The organism is Methanooceanicella nereidis (genome assembly GCF_021023085.1).
GTDB lineage: Archaea > Halobacteriota > Methanocellia > Methanocellales > Methanocellaceae > Methanooceanicella > Methanooceanicella nereidis.
This window is the reverse complement of the sequence record NZ_PGCK01000002.1, coordinates 199,707-222,318: the sequence shown is the minus strand read 5'-3', so window position 1 is coordinate 222,318 and position 22,612 is coordinate 199,707. Positions and strand designations below refer to the sequence as shown.

Below are 22,612 nucleotides of genomic sequence, written 5' to 3'. Positions count from 1 at the left end.
TAATATGGCTGATATTCCTGCTAAAAAATGAAAATGGAAGGCATATTCAAATATTTATGTAAAATAATATGCTTTTATTCAGGATATTACCTTGAATTATTCTATAAACGTTTAGAATATCCAGATTTTTGATGTCTTTAACAAAAAACATTTGATCTATTTTTATGATTTCTTCATCTATGGCTATATCCTGTCCTGTAAAGTGTAATGATATTGCGATATTTTCCCGGCCCTGTATCGTGGAAATTATAGGTACGCCTCTGTCGCGTACCTTCTCATCATTCTATTTGTGTTAAAATAATAGGATATCTTCGCTATGGAGTTTTTCATCATCTCTATCCATCCATCCCTGTCCATGTAATATTTGGGGATGATAATATACTCCAGTTTATTGTAAATGTCCCTTACTTCCTGCTCTCTTCTTTCTTCCTCGCTCATATACACTTCCGGGGACGGGCCTATCGACCAGCCGGTGACACCCTCTATGCATCCTTCGACCCACCATCCGTCGAGCACGCTATAGTTTATGACCCCGTTATGCGCGGCTTTCATGCCGCTCGTGCCGGATGCCTCCATAGGTATCTTCGGGGTTGCAAGCCACATGTCGACGCCTGAAACCATTTTTGCCGCGACATCCATGTTGTAATTCTCAAGGTATACCATCTTCACGTCATCTTTCAGCTTCCATATGTCGTCGTGTATCTCCTTGATCATGCTCTTGCCCACGCCGTCGTTCGGATGTGCCTTTCCTGCGAAAACGATCTGTATTTTTCCTTTTTTATTTACGGCCCTGAGCCTGTCCAGGTCCGAAAGTATGAGTGTAGCTCTCTTATATGCAGTCGCCCTGCGAGCGAACCCTATCGTCAGCGCATCCTCATCGAACACTGTGCCTGTGTTATCTTTGATATACTTGAAAAAGTCTCTCTTTGCCTTGAGGTGAGCGTTCCATATCACCTCGTTAGGGATACCGTCCGCCCTGACAAGCAATTCCGGCTCATTGGCCCAGCCCGGGATATACCTGTCATAGATCTCCCTGAAGTGCCGGCAGGTCCACAGCCCGGAGTAGATACCGTTTGTTATCGACCTGATATGATAGCCGGGAAATAGCTTCCTCGAGCTTGCCATATGTGTGTTCGCGACCCCGTTGACGTACTTGCTCAAGTTTAACGCCAGGAGTGTCATGTTGAGGCCATCGGGGCCGGCATATTCCTTTATGCGGTCTATCTCATACTCTTTGCCTAACATGTCTTTTACCATATCATAAGAATATATGTCGAAAGCGGCAGCTACCGGCGTGTGAGTCGTAAATACGCACTGGCTCCTCGTGCTTTCCCTGTCATAGCCGTTCTTCTTCAACAACTCAAGGATAAGCAGGCTGGAGTGGCCTTCGTTCATATGGAACTTCGTTATGTTAAAATCGAGAGCCTTAAGCATCTTTAAGCCGCCTATGCCAAGGACTATCTCCTGTTTAAGCCTGTACCTCTGGTCGCCTCCGTACAGCCGGTCCGTTATTCTTCTGTCTTCCGGCGAGTTACCCTCAAGGTCAGTATCAAGCAGTAATATCGAGACGTTGCCGCCGGTCATGCTCACCTGCTCATATATCCAGGCTCCTATCTTTACGTCCCTTCCTTCGATCTTTACTGTCACTGTCTTTGGAAGGATCCTCATGTACTTTGAAGGGTCCCATCCGTCCGGCTCGTCTATCTGCTCCCCATACTCGTTTATTTTTTGCTTCAGGTACCCTTTCCTGCTCACGAGAGTCAACGCTGCTATGGGTATCCTGAGGTCGGCACACGACCTTACGGTATCCCCGGCAAGTATCCCCAGACCGCCGCTGTATGTCGGTATGTTGCTGGCTATGCCTATCTCCATGCTGAAATATGCGATCTTCGGCCCTTCCATGAAGCTTTGCATACAGCGCTCGCTGCAAAAATAGTATGTCTTACCTCTCACTTCCGCTTTATATTTCGTCTCTTCTATGTTCAGGGACATTCCGCAAATAGGGTCGATAGCTAACATGATATCAGGCTCTGTGATCAGTTACGTGCTCATATTAAGCAATGATACTACTGACAACCGGTATTACTTATTTACTTTTTAACGGTTTAATATAATTATCTATACTTTATTATTATAAAGTATATTGCATAAAAAAAGAATCAGGTCTCTAAATAGGAACTCAAAATAAAAAATATGGCTATTGTTTTTATATAGCAGGATTTTTAAATTAATGGGACTATCTGCCGCTGATCCTACTTTTTTGATCTCTTTTTATCTTCCGTTTCTTTCAACGCAGCCTTAGCTTCGTCAAGACATGGGTCCAGCTTTATGGCGATCTCAAAATTCTTGATGGCGTCATCGTATAGCTTCATATCGTCGAATATCCTGCCAAGATAATAATATGCTCCGGCATTGCGCGGATCTAGCTTTACCGTATCGACCAGCTCGCTTATGGCGGCCTCTCTCCTTCCGGTGTTCATCAATATCACGCCCAGCTTATAATGGGCTTCCGGGATGTCAGGGTTAATGAATATGGATTCCCTGTACTCCTTAATCGCCTCGCCAAGCAGGCCTTTTTTCTCGTAGATATCAGCGAGCTTCAAGTGCGGCTCCTCTATGTAGGGGTTTACACGGATTGCCTCGCGGAACTCAAATGCGGCTTCGTTCAGCTTATTCATCACTAAAAGATTATTACCCATACCTACATGGGGATCCGGGAAATCGGGCTCCAGCCTGATAGACTCGGCAAATTCCTTGTTCGCTTCCTCAAGATCGCCTTTCATGGTCAGGGCGATACCCAGGTCATTATGGTACTCGGAGTTCAGATGCTTTAACAGGATGGCTTTCTTAAATGCTTCGATCGCTTCGTCGACTCTTCCTAAAAGCCCGTAAGTTCTGCCCAGCGTATTATATGCCTCGGCAAACTCGGGGTTCCGCATGGCGGCTTCCTTAAATTCTTTTATGGCTTCATCATCTCTGTCTTTTCTCAGATATGCAAGGCCAAGCCTGTAGTGGGCGACAGAGTGATCAGGGTCTATCTTTATGGCATTTTCGAGCTCTTTAACGGCTTTATCCGTTTCTCCGATCGATAAATAGATATTTCCCAGGTTGTTATGGGCGTTAACGTGCTTATCATTGCACTTTATGGTCTCTTCATACTCTTCGATGGCGCCTTCCAGATATCCTTTCATGCTGTACAGGTTCGCCAGGCCGAAATGAGCTTCACAATAGTCGTGCTTTCTTTTTATGGCCTCCTTGAACTTTTTTTCCGCGTCCTCAAGGTTGCCGTTCATTAAGCTTATGTTTCCCAGCTCGACCAGGTTTTCAGGGTCGTGAAGGTCTTCCACTTTCTCTTTTTTATAGTCGCGAAGCATGATATCATATTATTTATCAAGGGCTATTAAGTTTCTCCAGGCACGGATCATATTGTTAACGCGCTATGCTGTCTTATTTTCAAATTAAAAGCCGGAATTGATCGCTTGTTAGCCTTAGATGCTTGAAAATAAACTGGAATTTTCTTGTTAGGCTACTTTATTTGATATTTTTAAAATTTGCCCTTATGCCTGAACGATAAGTTAATGAGATACTAAAGCTTACCCTATTATATGCCGGGGGGCTATATGAGGCTAGTTGAGAGCTACCGCTATTTAACTTTATCACTAAAAAATCTGGCGATCGTCACAGCAGTATTATTCCTGTTATGTCAGTGCATTGCTGTTTCATCCGCCAGCGATGGCTTTTTTATTGATACGCTTCCAGTTAATCCGGCCTATACTGTTACGCCCACTCCCATACCTTTTATGATGCCAGGTATCATCGGGGACATAACGCTGAATAATACGACCGCATATCCCGGCGGAGCGATAAGCATACTGGCTGACGGCTCATTTTCTACCTATTCTCCGTTGCTGTACGTAGCGAACAATAACAGCATATCGGTCATAGATACGGTGAATAACGAGGTCATAGACACGATAGATATGGGGCCGGTCTATATCTGGTCGGTGGCCGTAAGTCCGGACTATACCAGGCTTTTTGTGATTTACTTTGAGCTGCCTTACTTTAACTGGGGGTATCATGGATATTATACTTACATTGATACTATTGACCTGAGGACGAAACAGGTTATCTCTTCGACAAGAGATATCAATTACGGGCTCCAGGGCGGCGTTAATAAAATGCTGTTGAGCAAGGACGGAAAAAGCCTGTATATTCTTTTAGAAGATAAACAAAGCGGTTTTCTCGTCGAATACGATCCTTATGGGAATCATTTTACCAGGCAACTGTCACTGGCTTACCTGTATTATAATCCGGGCTCTCAGCCGGTCGACATGGTACTTTCACATGACGGGTCGCGGCTTTATATTGCGGATTTCTGGCAGAATAGCGTGATATGCGTACTTACGTCTACATTTAAGCTCGATGATTCGATCCCGCTAAGTAACGGCATCATACGTTTTAACCTCACCGGTAAAGGGGTATCTCCAAAATTTGTATATCCAAACGGGGTTGCAGTGAGCCCTGATAATTCCCGGGTATATGTATCGAACGAGGTTGCCGATGTCGCAGTCGAATGTAAGCTTTCTGAACATAATTACTACTACAGCAGTGACTATATCACTGTCTATGAAATGTTCGACATTGCCACTAAGCTGGCTGTAAGCCAGGATGGCGGCCGTCTCTACGTTTTAGAGCCCGGTTCGAGAGCAGTAAGGGGTTTTGATACAGTTTCAAAGTCCGAGATAAGAAGCTATGGAACAGGAAAGTATCCGTCGGACCTGGCAATATCCCCTGACGGCAAAAGACTTTATGTCTCGAATTCAGGGAGCGATACGGTCACGGCCATAGAGATACCTGCCATGACCCATAGTCCCGGATCGCCTATCTCTGTAGGGTATCAACCCAGAAGCATGGCAATGGGCCCAGTACCTTCCGGTCCTATATTCATAAATAAAAGCTCTCCGAAGAGCCCCGTGATCTCTTTGCCAGTTGCTATAAAGCCAGTAGCCGGTATAGCAATTTACAACATCACTGTATCCGTAAGCCCGACTTCGTCCGCTTCTCCTTCCGGGACCCCGGCGATCGTGATAGGCCCGGACATGTTTAAAGAGAATGCGGAGATACCGATCGATACGGGGATAGTGGATATTTCCGGATACCATGATCAAACGGCTTTGCCTACGCCGATCGTTCCAGGTACCCCATCTATCACGCCCGTACCCTCTCCTGTTACGGATGCAAGCGCCGTTCAGGGCAGCACGATATTACCATCCTCTTCACCGGATACTACCGGGACGCCAGCCCCTACAGCGACACCAGGTCTTAACGTTATAATATGTATTGCTGCGCTACTGTTCGTCACATTACTGGCGGCGAGGGAAAAAACGTGAACTCATATTGATCTGTCATTGAAAGAAGGTGACCTATGATGATGAAAAGAATGTTAATACTAGTGACGGTATTGTGTTTGATCTTAGCGACCATACCGGCATCAATGGCGAAATCAGAGCATCTGGGGCCTTATAATGGCTGGGTAAATGCAGACTCGCCGTTCTATGGCTTCAAGATATTCCTTCAGGACCTGGACGAATCTTTTGCCGGAAATTCAAACATAAAATTGCAACGACAGCTAAACCACGCGGACGAGAGGCTCGCCGAGGCTAATTCCATGTTAAATGCCAATAACACCGGTCCCATGGAAGCGGCGCTGAACGAGTACCGGAAAAAGCTCGATGACATAAACAAGACCATGGAATCGGGAGAGATCGACGATGATGACTACGCGGATGCGGGGCCGAGGCTGGAGACTCACCGGAATACGTTCATGTATATGATAAATAACTCGAGCGTTGATGAAGGCTTGAAAAACCGCTGGACGAACACATTCACATATTGCGAGAGCTTCATGAATGGAAAGCCATTCGTATACGACGAGGCGAACGATACGCTCCTCTTCCTTCCTCCCGGGGAAATGAAAAAGATAATGAGCGCCGTCAATGGCAGCCTGCCGAAAAAATATGCTAAAAAGGGCTATCTACACATTCCGGGCGTAGGGGACTGTAATTGTACGGGTGAAGAGTTCAGCTACGAATACCTCTACAACTGGGCAAGTGAGAAGAAAGGGCCACATGGCTCAATAAAGGTGGACAACGGTACGAACGGGTCTAACGGGGCTAAGAAACAATAACGCTTAACGGGCAGATAATGTCATTTCTGCCCATCTTTTATGTTTTTATGCTTTTGTGATATACTTGATTCCGACATTATTCTTTAAGATTAACATTGATAGGATCAGTATACTGTCTAATGTGTGCCGATCTTTAGCTTTATCACTTTACCGATCGCTTCAAGGTATGTATCAAATGCGGGACAGTTGCCCTTCATGCAGGATGAAAGATGTATGACCTCAGCGCCCCTCATCTTTAACCCTTCGACCTTTTTCAGGATCTTATCCGGCCTGCCCATTCCGCAGCCGCCGCAAGTGTCGAACCCGATTATCTCTATTTTGTCATATCCTTCAAAAGCTGCGGTCCTATCGGTCATAGCTTTAAAGCATAGCGTTCCGGGACAGACCTGTGATTTTTCGTTACACCTGATGATGCCTACCTTGATGGCGTTCTCGCTATTTTTACGAACCTGTGAATAATCCTTTAAATTGCCGCTAAACATGGGTCTCAAACAGAGCTAGCGGTAAACTTATAAATATTTTCACATATCCTGTTTATTTTGGTCATTATAGAATAAAATCAAATTGATACAAACTATATAATAGACTAATTCCTTATAATATTGTTAACGTCAAATAAGGTGATATAGTGACCGACCTGATGACCCTGGACTTAAAAGGATTCAAGGATCTCTTTGAGAATCTTCCGGAAGCAGTGATAGTGATCGGCGCGGATAAGAAAACGGTAAGGCTGTTCAACCGGGCGGCCGGTAAATATTTCGCGGATCAAGGACGCAGCATTACAGGTAAAGATGTTTATAGCCTTCTTGGGGAAAGCTCAAAGAAACGGGTCGTCACTTTAATTGAAGAGGCTGTCCCGGGAACGGCTGCGGGTCCCGTATCACTGGAAGTAATGCATGGCGGCGAAACACTGTTCATGGACTGCATGGGGGTCCAGGCTATACTGGGCGGCGAAAATTGCTTCATACTGACAATGCACCCCGTCACGCAGGAAAAGGCGGTCAGCGGAGCAGGCAAATTTTATACCAGGGTCATGTTCGAGAATATCTTTAATGACATGCCCGCCGGAATTTTACTTCTGGATGACCGCTTGAACGTTAAAAAATTCAACGATTATGCGGCCAGGATCTTTAGCACTTACCTTGGCAGCGACCTTTCAAGCATGACCGGCAGCGATATCTCCTCCGTCATATCGGACGAGAAAATACTTTCAAAGGTCAGGGAAGCCCACAGCGATAAAAAAGTGATAAAGGTATATGGATATAAGCTACCGGGCAGGCTAACCCATTCAAACGACATCAATATCGACTTAGTCGCATCTCCCGTGATCGGCATGGGCGGCAATTTGGCCGGGATCAATATTTTCATACTTGACGTTAGCGATAGGGAGGAGCAGCTGGAAGAGATCAAGAGATCGAAGACAGAGGCCGAGTTCTACGTTGACCTGATGAGCCATGACATCCGCAATTTTAACCAGATCAGCATGGGTTACATAGAGCTTCTGACGCTCTCGACAAATTTCAACGAGACAGAGATGCATTATCTCGAGAAGGCGCAAAAGGGTGTTATGGGCAGTAACAAGCTTATAGAGAATATCAAGAAGATAAGGAAGATACGAGAAGAGGCTCACAGGAACATTGTCCGGATGGAACTTGAAGAAGTAATCAAAAAGGATATCAAGGACCTGAAAAAGGCATTCCCGGAGGAGACCATCGTAGTCAATACAAGCATAGGCCCCGAAGAGCACTATGTGATGGCAAATGAGTTCATCCATGATGTCTTCATGCACCTGCTTGAGAACGCTGTGAAATACGACCCGCATTCGGAGAAAATGATCGACCTGGGCATATCGGAAGTTGTCGAGGACGGCAATGAATTCTGGGAAGTAAGGGTAGCAGACCATGGCACCGGCATTCCGGACGAAAAGAAGCCCATATTGTTCGACAGGATGACAAAGACGACCCGCGGAAGCGGTGTGGGGCTTTCGATAGTGAGCGTCATAGTGGACAAGTACGGAGGATATATCAGCGTCGATAACCGGGTCCCCGGAGATGTCAAAAAAGGCACAGTGTTCTATGTGAAACTTCCAAAAGCATGAACTTAATGGAAAAAATATAAGAAATATTTAAATGTTTTCAAATATTACAATCTCTTGTGATCAGGCGAGTCGTTAACTTTTTTGCGCTTCTGCTTATCGCAGCGTTGCTCTGGGGTGCCAATTATAAATACCCCGAGTTTTATTATTTTTGGAAGGGATTCGAAACATTCCTCACCGTAGCTCTTATTTACTTTTTCTTTAAGATATTGCTCGAGAGCATCGCCCTTAAGAGCATAACTGATTCGAAGACCGGCTACTCCATCAAAAAGGCCTTCTCCATAATATTTTACTTACTCATATTACTCGCCGTGATAGGGATATGGATCGAGAATGCCCAGACCCTGATCTTATTTTACGGTATTATCGGCGCGGGCGTGGCAGTCACTTTACAGGACATCCTAAAGAATTTCGCCGGGAGCGTCATCCTTTTCGCTACGGGCATATACCGGGTCGGCGACAGGATCGAAGTAAATTCCAGGTACGGAGACGTCATAGACATAGGCATCCTGTACACTACGCTTATGGAGATAAAGGAATGGGTGGCCGGAGACCAGCCGTCAGGGCGGCTTACTGTGATACCAAACAGCTATGTCATATCCATGGCGGTAAACAACTATACGAAGGACCATTCTTTCATATATGACGAGATCATGGTCCCGATCACCTATGATAGCGACTGGAGAAAGGCATCGGAAATAATGCTGGGCATCGTGAGGAAGGAAACTGAAGACATCACTGAAATCGCCAGAAAAGAGATCGATAAGATCGGAGAAAAATATTACCTGCAGAGAAAGGTCGTAGATCCTGCCATATATATGACGCTGACCGATAACTGGATCAGGTTCAGTATCAGGTATGTCACCAGCGTAAGGGAAAGAAGGATATTGCATAATAAGTTAAACAAAATGATCCTCGAGGCTATACAGAGACATGACGATATAAGGATAGCCTCCACGACGGTCGACATCGTAGGTTTTCCCGAAGTAAAGTTCACGAGGGACGGCAATTTATAGGTCAGTGCATGAATCGCGTTAATATGCGAGGCATGATCGACTTCACGATATCCTTTTTAATATCCTCTCTGTTCTCCGGCTCGCTGTTATAGCGCTGTACCAGCCTTATGACATTAACGAATGACATCACAGACCTTATGGACATCCAGGCTGTGCCGCCTATAAGGATGAACACAAAAATCACCATGATTGCGGTAATGATCATGAACAGGCCGTTATCCATGTCTACTACCGGATAGAGCATCGACCGTTCAACGCTGAATATCAGGTTTATCGCCGACGTGATGTCCGGGGCGCCTGTGATCAGAATATTCATTACGGGAAAATTATCCCCTTTTACTATCGCAGTGTTTTCTCTTTTGGCGACGCCGGTGCCATATTCGCTCAATATGGATTCCCTGTAGCTCCCGGCGATGTCTATGCCGCCTGTCATAGAGTCCATTACGATGAACGTCTTGATGCCGGAACCTTTGTATCCCGGCTTTTTCGCATAGATGTTTAGATATGAGCCGCCTTCTATGTACAGGATAAGCATGCCGTCTCTATCAGTCTTGCCGAGAAAGCTCATGCCGTCCATGATGTCTGCCAGTTCGACAGGGGCTCCCGAGCTGTCCGTTACCATGACAGGGACGGGCTCACCTGAGGGGACGGTATTTTTTATGGTCCCATAAGAAAGGTCGGCGCGAAGGTCTTCTATGTTCAGCGTCTGCTCACCGGAGGCAGCCCCTGCTACTGGCGTCAACGCTATTATTAAGATAAAAATAGTGATGGCAAGGGTCCTGCAGGTTCTGTGCGCTTTCATTTAAGGATTTCCTCTACCTTCTGGAAATCATCCTCATATATGTGTACATTATCTCCGATGCATCTCAGAGACCCCAGCATAAAGTCAGTGGGGCCCGTGAGCTCGTCCTTAATTAGCTCCTGGAATGCTATGATGTTCGCCTCAAAAGCTTTGAAAAAGTCCCATGACCTGTAATGTATGTGGACGTCAAGCCTGTTATTTCTATAAGGATACACCCATATTCTCTGGAAGCAAGGCTGGTCCTCTTTTTTGTTGCAGTCTACCTCGGGTATCCAGGTTATCGCCTGTATGCGCTTAGACTCGTACCTTAAGCTCTTTAGCTGTTCCTGCATCCATTTCAGCTGGTCGAAACCTTCGTAGTTCACCAGCCTGTCGATGTAAGTATATTCGAATCCATGCTTTCCGGCAGATTCTCTTTTGAACTGCTCTTTGTAGAACTTTATCCTCTCTGGCGAACAGAACGGGTCTTTTTTGTGCCATACCTGTACCGGGTTTTTGATCTCAAGCAGCATGCCGTTGATCATCTTCGCCTTGATGCCATATTCTGTATTGACGAGCAGCCCTTTCGTGTATATCTCTTTCACTGCATAGTACCATGCTTCGGATAGCGTATCAAATGACCCGGCTAACATTTTAAGTAGCTCCTTTGTTGTTATGATCTAAGCCTTTAAACCTTGGGGTATAAAAGCTTAAGAATTTTGGTACATACCTATCGATCCGGCCAATATATAAAATATGGCGTCTTTTGAGCTAATGCCGGCTTTTGGTCAAATCGATTCACTGTGAGTATATGTTCAATTAAAAATAATGAATAAGATGGTGTTCAGGCCGATTTTTTTATATTATTTATAGATTTTTATTATTCAGATCCATCCGCATATGCCGTTTCAAATGTCTTAAAAACTATATTTTTTGTTTTGTTAATATATGAATGTTTACTTATTGTGTATGCAGTTGATCATCATCCGTATGGTAAAAAATGTGCGTTCTTTAAAACTTACAATGTAGGACTCAAATATTTATAATCCTTTTGCTGTTCGCTTTTTTGGGAATTATTTTGACAGGAAAAATTATTTAAACCTTTCTCACAGATGACTTATCAACAAGTTAAACTCGGAACAATGTATAGCCAGTTGAACATGGTAAAGCCTGTTGAACAAAGTAAAACTCTGGAATATAGTGATACTATAGGACAAAGAAAGAATTTGGGAAAATAGGTATAGTGGTCGAACATGGTATAGTACATTGCACGTGGCGGCGGCGAGCCATTAATTCGCCGCACTAATCTCTTCTCAGGAGTTTTTCTATCTTCGTTTTAAGGTCTCATGGATTATCCCGTTCGACAAATTCCTGTTTAGCTGCGTAACTATTATTTACAAGAATTGTGACGTCATCATCCTGTTTTGTACTGCCGGCCTAATACTTTCAGTATGCTATTGGTTATAGTATATAAGGGCTTGTGCATAATCAATTATCAGAAACAAATACTGCACACGCCCTACACGGTTCTGGGCCAGGATGCAGTGAACCATCCCACCTAAAACATCACGTCCCAACCACGCAAAACGCTTTAATGATAAATGGCCGGGCAACCCATCCCAACCTCCCGGCCATTATTCTCTTCTTTTACTGCTAATTTTCCAAATATGGTCTTGATCTATTATCCATGTCTTATCCTCAAAATTTAAATAATATGGATGTTGTAGAATAATATCTGGGGGTATAGCAAAGCTTATGGCCGATAAAGGGCGCGGCGTTAAAGACGTGCGCAAGGCGATCAACGAGTCTGCCGGCTCAAACCGGTTATCGTATGTTTTCAATATTGTCGCCATACTTTTGATACTTTGTGCGTTCAATATGAACGCGATATGTTCGGCCCTGTCAATGTCATCATCCCCGGTCAACGACACTACTGACAATGCATCCGTACCTGTATCGACGCCTGTTCCGTCGCTTATGGTAGAAAGCACGAACAGTAATTTTCCGTCCCTTATTATTGCGGTGCTTATTGTGGTAGGGTCTGCAGGCGCAATGGTACTTCTAAAAGGCGGCAGACGTAAGTCTTGAAAAGTGGTATCGTTTTTTATAAGTAATGATGCAGATCGGCATATTAAATAAAAAATTTTTCATTTTGATGGAACAACTTTTATAATCTTATAGTACATATTATCTATTACTATTAAATTATCGATGTACAGCATGTTGAACACGGTATAGCAGTTGAATATGGTATAGCGGTCGAACATGGTATAGTACATTGCACGTGGCGGCGGCGAGCCATTAATTCGCCGCACCATCTCATTTTAATGCCTCCGGTCATTATCCTTACGTATCTTCTTTTTCTATCTTCCGGGCAGGCATGGCTATATTTTAAATAAAATGGGCACTACATTAAATAAGCCATTTTGGGGGCTATCTATGGCTATAAAACGACCCGGTCATGACCTTAAAGCTACTATACGTTCCACGCTCAGATGTAAAAGAGAAAAATCTCTTCCGCGGCTGATGATATGCTTTGCAGCACTGCTTGTCATTTTACTATCCCTGAACAGCTTTTTTATGACGGGCTCATCAGGGCAATCCGCAAGCGTTACTCCAACGCCGCCTCCGTCCTATATCACGGAGAGCGTTAAGATATCGACGTCTTCTTTCTGCATCGGTACCGCTATCGTAGTCCTTTCGGTCGGCATATTCATATTCATGATGAGCGGAAAAGGGCAGGACTGAGGAAGGAAGTCGCCCTCTCTTAACACTATCTTTATTATGGATAAGGCTTATACAAACTTAAAAGACATGCTGCCTGATTTTTACATCATAGGACATGAGGGGCTGACTCCTGAAGAGTTCTTCCGGCTGCTGATGGAAAATGACATCACTCTCCTGATAGACGTTCGTATGAGGGGAGAGACTTTTCCGATCGAGCCCGTCCTTAAAGAATATGCTAATAAATATAACTACTGTGTCGACTATGAGTGGTTCAGGGTCCTGGGCAATCCTTTTAAAGACCGCGATAACTGGGCCGAGTCATATGAAGCTTATCTTGTCGGCATGGACAGGGAACTTGAGGAACTGCGAAACCTCATTATTCAACACCATACGTGCCTTTTTACCGACGAAAGCGACCCCTGCTGCTCTCACCGCCTGAAGCTCGCGGAGAAGCTAAAAAAGAAATTTGATCTCACATATGTTGACATCAACCATGCGGAAACCCTGGCTAAAAAGTATAGCCCGAAGGCGATGCAGGCCGATGACCTGGCTAAAAAATAAAACGGTCTAACATATTTCCTTTAAGATCGTTCTTATAAGCGTATCTATTATTTTTAATTTATTTAAAAAAAGTATAAAATTGTGTCTTAAGCCTAAATGTATATTATCCATCAGGAATATTTTGGTAACAGAACTAAGGCGAGCCTTAAGATGGTAGAATTATGTTTAATCCCTCCAATCTGCATAAGTTTGAAAAATATAAAGAACTGGCTTTAGGAATAATACTTCTATTCAATGTTTTTCTCGCATTATTCGTGAACCTTTATCTCGGGATAGAGATAGTGTATACGCACCTTTTCTACATACCGATAATACTTGCAGGGATATGGTACCATAAGAAAGCCATCTATGTCGCATTATGTCTCGGGCTTTTCCATATCTCGCTTGACATGATACTGTATGAGACTCTTATGCCATCGGCTGTCATCCGGGCGATACTGTTCATAGTTGTGGCTTTAGTGGTGGGGCAGCTTTCAGAGCTAAAGGATAAGCTGCATTCCGAACTGGAAAGTTCTAATAAGCGGCTATCGGATGTAAACGAAGAGCTATCGCATATCATCGAGTTTTACCCGGATGCAACGCTGATCATTGATAATTTCGGCAAGATCGTGGCCTGGAATAAGGCCATGGAAGAAATGACCGGTATTGCGGCCGGGGAAATGATCGGTAAAGGGGAACACATATACGCTCTGCCTTTTTACGGGCAACGCAGGCCCGTGCTCATAGACCTGCTAAACCTGTCTCACGATGAGCTGAAAAAAGAATACGATGAAGTCACATATAAAAACGGCAAGCTGGAAGCCCAGTCGATGAGGGCTAAGGTAAACGGAAGGGATGTCGTGTTACACTGTATAGCGTCCCGGCTTTACGATAGTGACGGCAAGGTCATAGGGGCTATAGAGTCTATTCGCGACGTGACGGAACAAAATATGTCAGAAGAGGCATTGAAACGGGCAAGGGAAGAGCTTGAAAAGCGTGTAGATGAAAGGACTGCCGAACTGGACTATGCCAACAGCACGCTTCAGACCATACTTGATACGATACCGACAGGGGTCGTAGTCGTCGATGCCGGTACGGGGGATGTGTCGTATTATAGCCATGGGGCTGCTGACATGATCGGCACTAAAGTTAAGAGGATATTCTCGCTGGAACCGGAAGCCCCCTATACATTTTTAAGGCCGGACAACACTCCGATGCTCCCGGAAGAATTCCCCATACGGCGCTCTTTGAACATGGGCGAGAACATCTCAGGCCTCGAGATGAAGCTGTTAGACCGGGATGGAAAAGAAATAACCGTCCTGATAGGCAGCTCGCCTATACTTGATAACGAAGGACGCACAATAGCAGCAGTTCTCAGCATGACCGATATCACAGAGCGCAAAAAAGCAGAAGAGGCACTCAGGGAAAGCGAGGAAAAGTTCAGGAATATCATTGAGAACATCAATGACTGGGTATGGGAGTCCAATGCCCGTATGGAATTAACTTATGTAAGCCCCAAGGTCGTCGAAGTCCTGGGATACCGCCCTGAAGATATGCGCGGCAAGACCGCACTTGACTTTATGGCTCCCGACGAAGCGAAGAGGGTATCCAGGCTATTTTATCCGATAATCTCCGGAAGGCTTCCGTACTCTCTCATCGAATGCACCATGATTAGTGATTCCGGCAGACCGGTAGTGTTCGAGACTAGCGGTACGCCCATATTTGACAATCAGGGCGCATTTCGCGGATATCGCGGCATAAGCAGAGATATCACTGAGCGCATACGAGCCGAAAAGGACCTGAAGAAGAGCGAGTCAAGGATACACGCTCTGTTAAATTCCATTCCTGACTTAATATTCAGGATGACCAAAGACGGCACCTTCCTGGATTATAAGGCTGATAAGGATAATGATCTTTTCATGGACCCGGAGGACATCCTGGGTAAGAATATCTACGAAGTGCTGCCGGTGGAACTATCTCGGACGATGATGTATCACATCGGGAAGGCGCTGAAGACCGGGGAGATGCAGACGTTCGAGTACATCATATTCGTCAACGGCGAGATCCGGTATGAGGAAGCCAGATGTATCGTAAGCGATAAAAACGAGGTCTTTATGATGGTGCGGGACATCACCGATCTCAGGCAAAATGAAGAGTCTATAAAAAAAGCCTATAGCAAGCTTGAGGAAGATGTCAGGAATTGCGGGGCCGAGCTATTAAGAACAAAGGGCGCGATGCAGAACATTATCGACGCGCTTCCTGTCGGCATAATCGTAGTCGATGCCAGTACATGGAAGATATCGCATCACTCACAGGTAGCGTCCGACATATTCGGGGGATCCCTGGCCGATGACGCTATCCTGATCGGGAAAACGGACTACGAGCTTCTTAAGCGGGACGGCTCGGAGTTCCTGCCTGATGAGCTGCCTCTGACGAGATCGCTGAAATATGGCGAGATAACAACTGCCGTCGAGATGACCGTACGCCGCGCCGACGGCAGCGAAGCGCGTGTACTGGCGAGCAGCTCGCCGATCATCGATGCCAATGGAAAGATAATCTCTGCAGTGGAGAGCATGATAGTACTTAAGATCACGAAGGGCAGGGCGCGTAATCGATCCGGATAAGGTTCCCGTATCACTTCATACGGGTTCGCGGAAACTAATCATGAACTCCGCCCCTTCATTTGAACATATCTCTATAGTACCGTCCAGTTGTGTCGTAAGAGTGCAGACAAGCTGTAATCCCAGAGATTTCATCTCATTAATATCCAGGTCATCAGGGAGTCCGACTCCATTATCTTTTACTGTGAGCCTGTAAGTGTCGCTTTCCTTCCGGAAACTAACATATATGTCCCCTCTTCTTTCGCCGGGGAACGCATATTTTATGCAGTTGGAGACCAGCTCATTTATTATAAGTCCGCAGGGAATGGCTGTGTCCACGTCGACCTCGACGTTGTCTATGTTGAGCGTGATCCTTATACGGTCCTTACTGATGCCGAACGACCTTGACAGGTCAGTTACAAGGGCTTTTACGTACTCACCAAATTTGATCCTGGAAAGGTCCTTCGATTCGTATAGCCTTTCATGTATAAGGGCCATCGATTTAACACGCGCCTTGCTATCCCGGATCATCTGGATGAATTCCTCGTTGTACGTATAATTTGACTGGAGGCTTAGCAGGCTGGATATGATCTGAAGATTGTTTTTAACCCTGTGGTGGATCTCTTTGAGAAGGACCTCCTTCTCCCCCAGCGAGGATTTTAGGCTTTCCTCAGTCTGCATCTTCGTGATGGCGGTGCCGATCTCTCTTCCGATAGCCGTGAGCAGGTCCACGTCTTCCCTTGAAAATTCATGATCGCTCCTGCTGACAATGTACAGGGCCCCTATCACTTTATCCTTTGAAATTAACGGGACTCCTGCGATGGAACGTATATCCCATTCTTTCGCCATCTCAGGGTTTATGCGAGAATAATTTTGAGAGATCATCGGCAGGCCTTTTAAAAATATCATGTCATAAGGCTTCCGGGAAATATCTATCTTTTTCTTTTTACGGACAAAGTTATCGGGTAAACCTTTCATGGACCGTAAATATGCGAACTCGCCATTATCGTCCAGCAGATATATCGCACCGGCCTCGAAGTTCAACAGCTCCATGGTAGAGCTTATGGTCTCCTCTAAAATTGATGCGAGATCTTCAGATTCATTGACCGAGGTGATGACATCGTTCAATATTTCCATCTTTTTCGCGTGTCCTTTGATCGTCTGCTCATAGCGTATTCGTTCCGTTACGTCACGGCTAATGCCAAAAATGGCGTCCTTGTTGTTCCACCGGCCTCTTGTCACTTTGGTCTCGACTTCGATCCAGTTACCTTCTTTCGTGATTATCGGCAATGTGCATATCCTGGTCCTGTCCAGAAGCATTTCCTCGAAGATCGTTCCCGCCATCTCCCTGAACTCAGGCGGGTGAAGATCATACAGTGTCATATTCTGTAGCTCATCGATCGAATAGCCCAGCCTTTCGGCGACCGGCGGATTTACCTGCAATATATTCCCATCGGTGTCTATGACAAAAATAAAATCATCAAGCGAGTCGAACAATCTCTGCAGGTTAGACCTGCTTTCTATTAATGCCTCTTCCATGGCCTTTCTATCTGTTATGTCCCTGTCGACTCCCCTGTAGCCTCGTATCTCCCCCTCGGCACCATATATTGGCAAGAAGCTAGTTTCAAGAACACGGCGTTTGCCTTTATCGTCCTGAAAAATGTACTCCGACAGCATCGAGAACGTTTTATTAGATATTCTCTCTCTAAGTATCTCTTTTACGGAATCGATGTCTGGCGAGCCCAGTAGTTCAGCACCTGTCTTACCGACTATATCTTCAGGCGAATAGCCGAAATATTCCTTTATTTTCGGGCTTACGTAGACTACATTTAAGTCTTTATCGATCTCCCATATGAACTCGTTCACATTCTCGACAATGTCCCTAAATTTCTCCTCGCTGTCCTGAAGGGCCTTCTCTATAAGCTTTCTTTCCGTAATATCAAATATTGTCCCGATGATGCATTTACTGCCATTGTATAATGTGTGGCCAAGCGTCAGAGATATCCATCTTCGCTCCCCGTTCTTATTCAGCAGGCCCATCTCGAAGTTTGATGCCAGGTTTCTTTCCCGGACCCATTTATCTTTTAATATATCTATCGTACCGTAAAAATCCGGGCGGATGAGATCGGCGATGTCGATCGATAATAGCTCATCTCTGCCATATCCCGTGATATTCTCGCATGCAGGGTTAACATAGCATAGCCTGTCATGCTGGTAGATGAATATCCCGGACGATGATGTCTCAGTCAGGACACGAAACTTTGACTCGCTTTCCTGTAAAGCTAAATCGGCTTTTCTTTGCTCCGTGATGTCCTCAACTATGCCCTGCGCCCCGATTATCCTGTTGTCAGGGCCCTTTACCGGTGTTATGTAATATTTTAGATATGATTTTTTACCCCATTTGGATATGTACTCATGCTCTGATACCGTGCGATCACCCGTCTCCAGACAGGTCCGAATATCATCTGAAACTCCCGATCTTATCAGTGGCTGGAACTCAAACATATTAATGGCTAAAGTAGCCTCTCTTGAGGGAGAGCCCATCAACTGGATTATCATAGGGTTCGCATCGAGTATCTTTCCGTTAATATCGACAAAAATTATGCCTATCGGGGCATTTTCTACAAGAAGCCTGTATTTCTCCTCGTTCTTTTTTAGAGTTTCTTCCGCTTTCAGGCGTTCCCTCACATCCCTGGCGATGACGACTGCATAGGTGCCTTCGCCGAATGTGTCGACATGTATGTTTATTTCGAAGGGTATCGCGGACATATCGCGACATTTGATCATCTCTGTGATAGTCAATTCTTTGATCTCACCGGATACCAGCTTCCCGACCAGCCGGTCATCGTGATGTAATAATAGATCAAAAAACGAGCTATTGATCATCTCCTCCCTCTTATAGCCCAGCAGGTTACAGGCGAACAGGTTAACATCCTCTATGCGCCGCAACGATAAGTTAACAAGGAATATGGCATCATTACTATGGTCCAGCAGTGACCTGAACCTTTCCAGGTCGGCCATTTTTTCCTGTAATTCGGGATAGTAGCTTTTTCGAAAAGAGTTTTCACCAAGCCCTATTATTTTCTCTCTTAATTCATCCCTGTCCTCGGAAAGACTATAATGCCTCTTCATAGATCCTCTCCAGGTCACTCTCGGACGGAATCCGCGGGTTAGTAACGATGCAAGGGTCTCTCAATGCGTTTTGCACAAGTCCCCGTATGTCCTCATTTTTAACACCCAGGTCGCCAAGGCATTTATCTATTCCTGCTTTTCTCAGTATCTCCCTGACATGGTCGCTCAAGGCGGATGAACGCTCATCGGATCCACTTCCAGCAAGCTGTAAGCCCATGGCAATCGCTATCCTGTCAAAGCGCCACGGGGCCGACTGGTAATTGTATTTTATAACATGGCTTAACAGTATTGAATTACATTCGCCGTGGGACAGGTCCGATAATCCTCCCAGGCTGTGGGCCATGGCATGTACGGCGCCCAGGCTCGCATTGGAGAAAGCAAGCCCTGCATGAAGGCTTCCCAGCATCATACCGCTTCTTGCCACTATATTCTCGGGTTCCTCGATCGCATGCAGCAGGTTCGAACATATCAGGCTGACCGCTTCAAGCGCATGCACGTCAGTCAAAGGTGAATGCGCATTTGAAACATAAGCCTCTATGGCATGCGTCAGGGCGTCTATTCCCGTACTTGCCGTAAGATCGGCTTCCATCGTTATGGTCGTGACCGGATCGATCAATGCGATGTCAGGCACTAAAGTTTTACTGATGATAGCTATCTTACGGAGATTATTTCTATCACTGATTATCGCGAACTGAGAAACATCTGCAGAGCTTCCTGCCGTAGTGGGTATGCATATAAGGGGCGGCCCCGGGATGTGAACTCTGTCCGCACCTTCAAAATCCAGTATACTCTTCCTGTTAGTGCTTACTATGCCTATACCCTTGGCACAGTCTATCACGCTGCCGCCGCCTACCGCAAGTATGATGTCGCAGCCTTCTTCCCTGTATACACCGGCACCCTTCATGACCTCTTCGACTCTGGGGTTCGGGGTAACGTCGGAAAATACGGTGTATTCAAGGCCTGCCTTTTCGATACTATTTGCGGCGATGTCAGACCATCCTGCTTTAAGGACTTTTTTACCCGTAACAAGCATCACTTTACTGGCACCGAATATCTTCGCGTATCTTCCCGCCAGGTCTATAGCGCCTTCCCCGTATACGATCTCCGGGGCTACGAATTTCCTTAGTTCCGGGACGTTTTTCAGAGCCATTGGAATTACACCTTTATCTATGGATCATCTAAAATATCCCGTATGATTATTTAAAATGTTATTGTTACTGTTTTAAAATTATGTATTTTTAATCAATTCGGGATATTTTACTTTTATATAATCCCTTTATGATGTGCTGTTATGCGTCATTAGTATTTTCATTGGACGAAGAAAATCATTAAGCCTTACATCCAGTCATAATCTATCATATCTTATTCAATGGCTCGTTTTATCGTAAGAAAGTAAAGCCTTGAACAAAAATCCTGACCGTATCCTGCAAATAATCTCATAATAAATATCAGTATCACTAACTCGCCGTTATGCATGGACTTTAGACCGACCTGTACGGCAAAAATATGAAAAAAAGAATGATGTTATTTTATATCAGGTATTCTTCCCCGATCTTAGGCGCGTACGCTTTAACTCCTATCTCCTTCTCAACCCATCCTGCGAACTCTTCGGTCTTATCTCCGTGCACGCAGAACACATGCTCGGTACCCCTGTCGCACATATACCTGACAATGTCTTTCAGTTCTGAGTCGCCACTGTGGGCGGAGAAACTATATTGTTCCAGCTTACACCTTAGCGGGAATATTTCTCCGTCGATGTCGACATAGCCGTTCTCCAGCGCGTTCCTGCCGTTAGTGTTCTCGACCTGGTATCCGGTGAGCATCAGCTTGCTTTTCGGGTCATCGTACATTCTCTGAAGGTAGTATAGTACAGGTCCGCCGTTGAGCATGCCCGCCGTTGTCACTACTACCGACGGTTCGTCCAGGACAGCCCTTCGCATGCCCGGTTTTACGGTCGTTGCCGCACCAAAAGCCGTTTTCAGCCTGTTAGGGTCCCTGAGGTATTGGGGGTCTTTCAGCATGATCTTGGTGACTTCCACGCCCATGCCGTCCACATAACAACTGATGCCATACTCTTTCAGGATCATCAGTACCTCCTGCGTCCTTCCGATGGCAAAGCACGGTATGACTACATTGCCGCCGATGTCCAGCGTATATCTTATGGACTCGATAAATCTCTCTTCCAGCTTTTTCCTGTCCACGTGATCGCGGCCATAGTAGGTGCTCTCGATCATCAGGGCCCTGGATTCCGGGTAATGTATCTTCGATCCCTTTAGCAGGCGGGTATCCGAATTCTTAATATCGCCCGTATAAAGAAGCGTGTCTTCACCGTATTCCACGTAGGTGAGCGCGCTTCCTGGTATATGCCCCGCATCGAACAGGGTGATGGAGTAATCGTCCGTAGTATAATCTTCCAGGTAGTCGAGCTCTATTGTTTTTCGCATAAGCATCTGCATGTCATGCGGGTCGAAGGGGACCATGCCTCCGTGGTTCTCTGCTATCTCCAGCGTGTCCTCCGCCAGCAGCCTCGTAAGGTGCTTCGTAGGCGGAGTGGCCAGTACCGTGGGCTCCATGTCCATAAGGTTCGGCACTACTCCGCAATGGTCCAGGTGGCCGTGGGATATCACGACCGTCTCAGGCCTGGGGTTTCCCTGCGGGTATTGTGGCGGGTCCGTAGGCTTGATGCCAAAATCCAGCAATACCTGCTCGTTGATCAGAAATGCTGACCTTCCCACTTCTCTGCTTGCACCCAAAAATTGTATTTGAATTTAAAATACCTCCATTCTGACCAAATCATTTATCGCTTAAAGAAAAACAGGCTTATATCCATATTATTTAGAATATTCCTATCTTTTCATAAGGCTTATATATCGATTTCTCTATTAATGTATTATAGTTACAGAACTATTTTTCTATAACGAAAAATATAAATATTTATTCCCGAAAATGCAGTTTTACGATTTTTCTGACGGAAAAGTATAAATGCTAGCAATACTTTTATGAGAGCCGTCGATATTAAGTTCTGTAACTGTATGGTGAGTGCCGCATCTATCCCGGTCGAGGTTACATCATCGATGATGTAACCGAAACAATTAAAAACAAAAACGAATATTACTACAACAAAAAGGGCTCATAGCTCAGTTAGGTAGAGCGCCTGGCTTTTAACCAGGCGGCCTGGGGTTCAAATCCCCATGAGCCCGCTCACCCTTTTATAGAACTTTTTAAATCAAAATTAACTTAAAAGCGACCTACTGTACAGTTTTAAGGAGGAAGGCGTGATTGACTAAAAAATTTGATGTTCTGAAGCACGTGCTTGTGCCCCATCATGAGTTGCTGCCAGAAGATGAAGTTATTACACTTTTAGAGGCATACAGGATCGAGAAAGGGCAGCTGCCTAAAATAAAGACCTCCGACGTTGTCGCAAAACAGCTTGAAGCGAAAGCAGGCGACGTTATCAAGATCACCCGAAACAGCCTCACTGCAGGCAGAGCAGTCGCGTACAGGCTTGTAATTGACTGATTTTAGGGGAGTCAT

At 45.4% G+C, this 22,612-nt stretch carries 17 protein-coding genes and 1 tRNA gene; 10 read left to right on the top strand and 8 right to left on the bottom strand.

Annotated features, from left to right (window positions below; all coding sequences use genetic code 11):
* Window positions 1-246: 246 nt before the first annotated feature.
* Together glgP and CUJ83_RS03280 are read right to left on the bottom strand one after the other, a co-directional pair.
* Complete coding sequence (gene glgP / locus CUJ83_RS03285; RefSeq protein WP_230740580.1) at window positions 247-2,019, bottom strand: alpha-glucan family phosphorylase; 1,773 nt, start codon at window positions 2,017-2,019, stop codon at window positions 247-249.
* A 233-nt stretch (window positions 2,020-2,252) separates the two neighbouring features.
* Window positions 2,253-3,374 carry a tetratricopeptide repeat protein gene (locus CUJ83_RS03280; protein ID WP_230740579.1) on the bottom strand — a complete coding sequence of 374 codons (1,122 nt, stop codon included), beginning with the start codon at window positions 3,372-3,374 and terminating at the stop codon, window positions 2,253-2,255.
* Window positions 3,375-3,620: 246 nt separating this feature from the next.
* Here CUJ83_RS03280 and CUJ83_RS03275 point away from each other — a divergent pair, with 246 nt between their 5' ends.
* Both CUJ83_RS03275 and CUJ83_RS03270 read left to right on the top strand, forming a co-directional pair.
* Entirely contained in the window at window positions 3,621-5,390 is a 1,770-nt protein-coding gene (locus tag CUJ83_RS03275; RefSeq protein WP_230740577.1) for a YncE family protein, read from the top strand.
* 35 nt (window positions 5,391-5,425) lie between these two features.
* Window positions 5,426-6,187, top strand: coding sequence for a DUF5667 domain-containing protein (locus tag CUJ83_RS03270; protein ID WP_230740575.1), 762 nt, complete (start codon window positions 5,426-5,428; stop codon window positions 6,185-6,187).
* A gap of 116 nt (window positions 6,188-6,303) precedes the next feature.
* On the opposite strand, the gene CUJ83_RS03265 is transcribed toward CUJ83_RS03270, so the two are convergent.
* Complete coding sequence (locus CUJ83_RS03265) at window positions 6,304-6,669, bottom strand: CGGC domain-containing protein (protein WP_230740573.1); 366 nt, start codon at window positions 6,667-6,669, stop codon at window positions 6,304-6,306.
* A 146-nt stretch (window positions 6,670-6,815) separates the two neighbouring features.
* On the opposite strand from CUJ83_RS03265, the gene CUJ83_RS03260 reads away from it, so the two are divergent.
* On the top strand, window positions 6,816-8,285 hold the full coding sequence (locus tag CUJ83_RS03260; protein WP_230740571.1) for a sensor histidine kinase: 1,470 nt from the start codon (window positions 6,816-6,818) through the stop codon (window positions 8,283-8,285).
* A 56-nt stretch (window positions 8,286-8,341) separates the two neighbouring features.
* Complete coding sequence (locus CUJ83_RS03255; protein ID WP_230740568.1) at window positions 8,342-9,298, top strand: mechanosensitive ion channel family protein; 957 nt, start codon at window positions 8,342-8,344, stop codon at window positions 9,296-9,298.
* Between the two features lies 1 nt (window position 9,299).
* On the opposite strand, the gene CUJ83_RS03250 is transcribed toward CUJ83_RS03255, so the two are convergent.
* Entirely contained in the window at window positions 9,300-10,100 is an 801-nt protein-coding gene (locus tag CUJ83_RS03250; protein WP_230740566.1) for an NADH-quinone oxidoreductase subunit A, read from the bottom strand.
* Window positions 10,097-10,732 (bottom strand): thymidylate synthase, encoded by a 636-nt coding sequence (locus CUJ83_RS03245; RefSeq protein WP_230740564.1) that lies wholly within the window; start codon window positions 10,730-10,732, stop codon window positions 10,097-10,099. The genes CUJ83_RS03250 and CUJ83_RS03245 overlap by 4 nt, the downstream gene beginning before the upstream one ends.
* Window positions 10,733-11,834: 1,102 nt before the next feature.
* On the opposite strand from CUJ83_RS03245, the gene CUJ83_RS03240 reads away from it, so the two are divergent.
* From CUJ83_RS03240 to CUJ83_RS03225, 4 genes are all read left to right on the top strand, one after another.
* Entirely contained in the window at window positions 11,835-12,167 is a 333-nt protein-coding gene (locus CUJ83_RS03240; protein WP_230740562.1) for a hypothetical protein, read from the top strand.
* 351 nt (window positions 12,168-12,518) lie between these two features.
* Window positions 12,519-12,827 carry a hypothetical protein gene (locus CUJ83_RS03235; RefSeq protein WP_230740560.1) on the top strand — a complete coding sequence of 103 codons (309 nt, stop codon included), beginning with the start codon at window positions 12,519-12,521 and terminating at the stop codon, window positions 12,825-12,827.
* A 66-nt stretch (window positions 12,828-12,893) separates the two neighbouring features.
* Window positions 12,894-13,367 carry a DUF488 domain-containing protein gene (locus tag CUJ83_RS03230; RefSeq protein ID WP_230740558.1) on the top strand — a complete coding sequence of 158 codons (474 nt, stop codon included), beginning with the start codon at window positions 12,894-12,896 and terminating at the stop codon, window positions 13,365-13,367.
* 161 nt (window positions 13,368-13,528) lie between these two features.
* Window positions 13,529-15,970, top strand: coding sequence for a PAS domain S-box protein (locus CUJ83_RS03225; protein WP_230740556.1), 2,442 nt, complete (start codon window positions 13,529-13,531; stop codon window positions 15,968-15,970).
* A 15-nt stretch (window positions 15,971-15,985) separates the two neighbouring features.
* Here the strand turns inward: CUJ83_RS03225 and CUJ83_RS03220 are convergent, their stop codons facing one another.
* From CUJ83_RS03220 to CUJ83_RS03210, 3 genes are all read right to left on the bottom strand, one after another.
* Entirely contained in the window at window positions 15,986-19,078 is a 3,093-nt protein-coding gene (locus CUJ83_RS03220; protein WP_230740554.1) for a PAS domain S-box protein, read from the bottom strand.
* Window positions 19,062-20,228 (bottom strand): alcohol dehydrogenase-like regulatory protein ErcA, encoded by a 1,167-nt coding sequence (gene ercA, locus CUJ83_RS03215; protein ID WP_230740552.1) that lies wholly within the window; start codon window positions 20,226-20,228, stop codon window positions 19,062-19,064. The genes CUJ83_RS03220 and ercA overlap by 17 nt, the downstream gene beginning before the upstream one ends.
* A gap of 379 nt (window positions 20,229-20,607) precedes the next feature.
* Window positions 20,608-21,831, bottom strand: a complete 1,224-nt coding sequence (locus CUJ83_RS03210) for an MBL fold metallo-hydrolase (protein ID WP_230740550.1) — start codon at window positions 21,829-21,831, stop codon at window positions 20,608-20,610.
* A 373-nt stretch (window positions 21,832-22,204) separates the two neighbouring features.
* Between CUJ83_RS03210 and CUJ83_RS03205 the strand changes: the two genes are divergently transcribed.
* Window positions 22,205-22,278: transfer RNA gene (locus CUJ83_RS03205), tRNA-Lys, on the top strand.
* A gap of 79 nt (window positions 22,279-22,357) precedes the next feature.
* The gene (locus CUJ83_RS03200; RefSeq protein WP_230740548.1) at window positions 22,358-22,597 is read left to right on the top strand and encodes a DNA-directed RNA polymerase subunit H; all 240 of its coding nucleotides are present in this window, start codon (window positions 22,358-22,360) and stop codon (window positions 22,595-22,597) included.
* The last annotated feature ends 15 nt before the right edge of the window (window positions 22,598-22,612 follow it).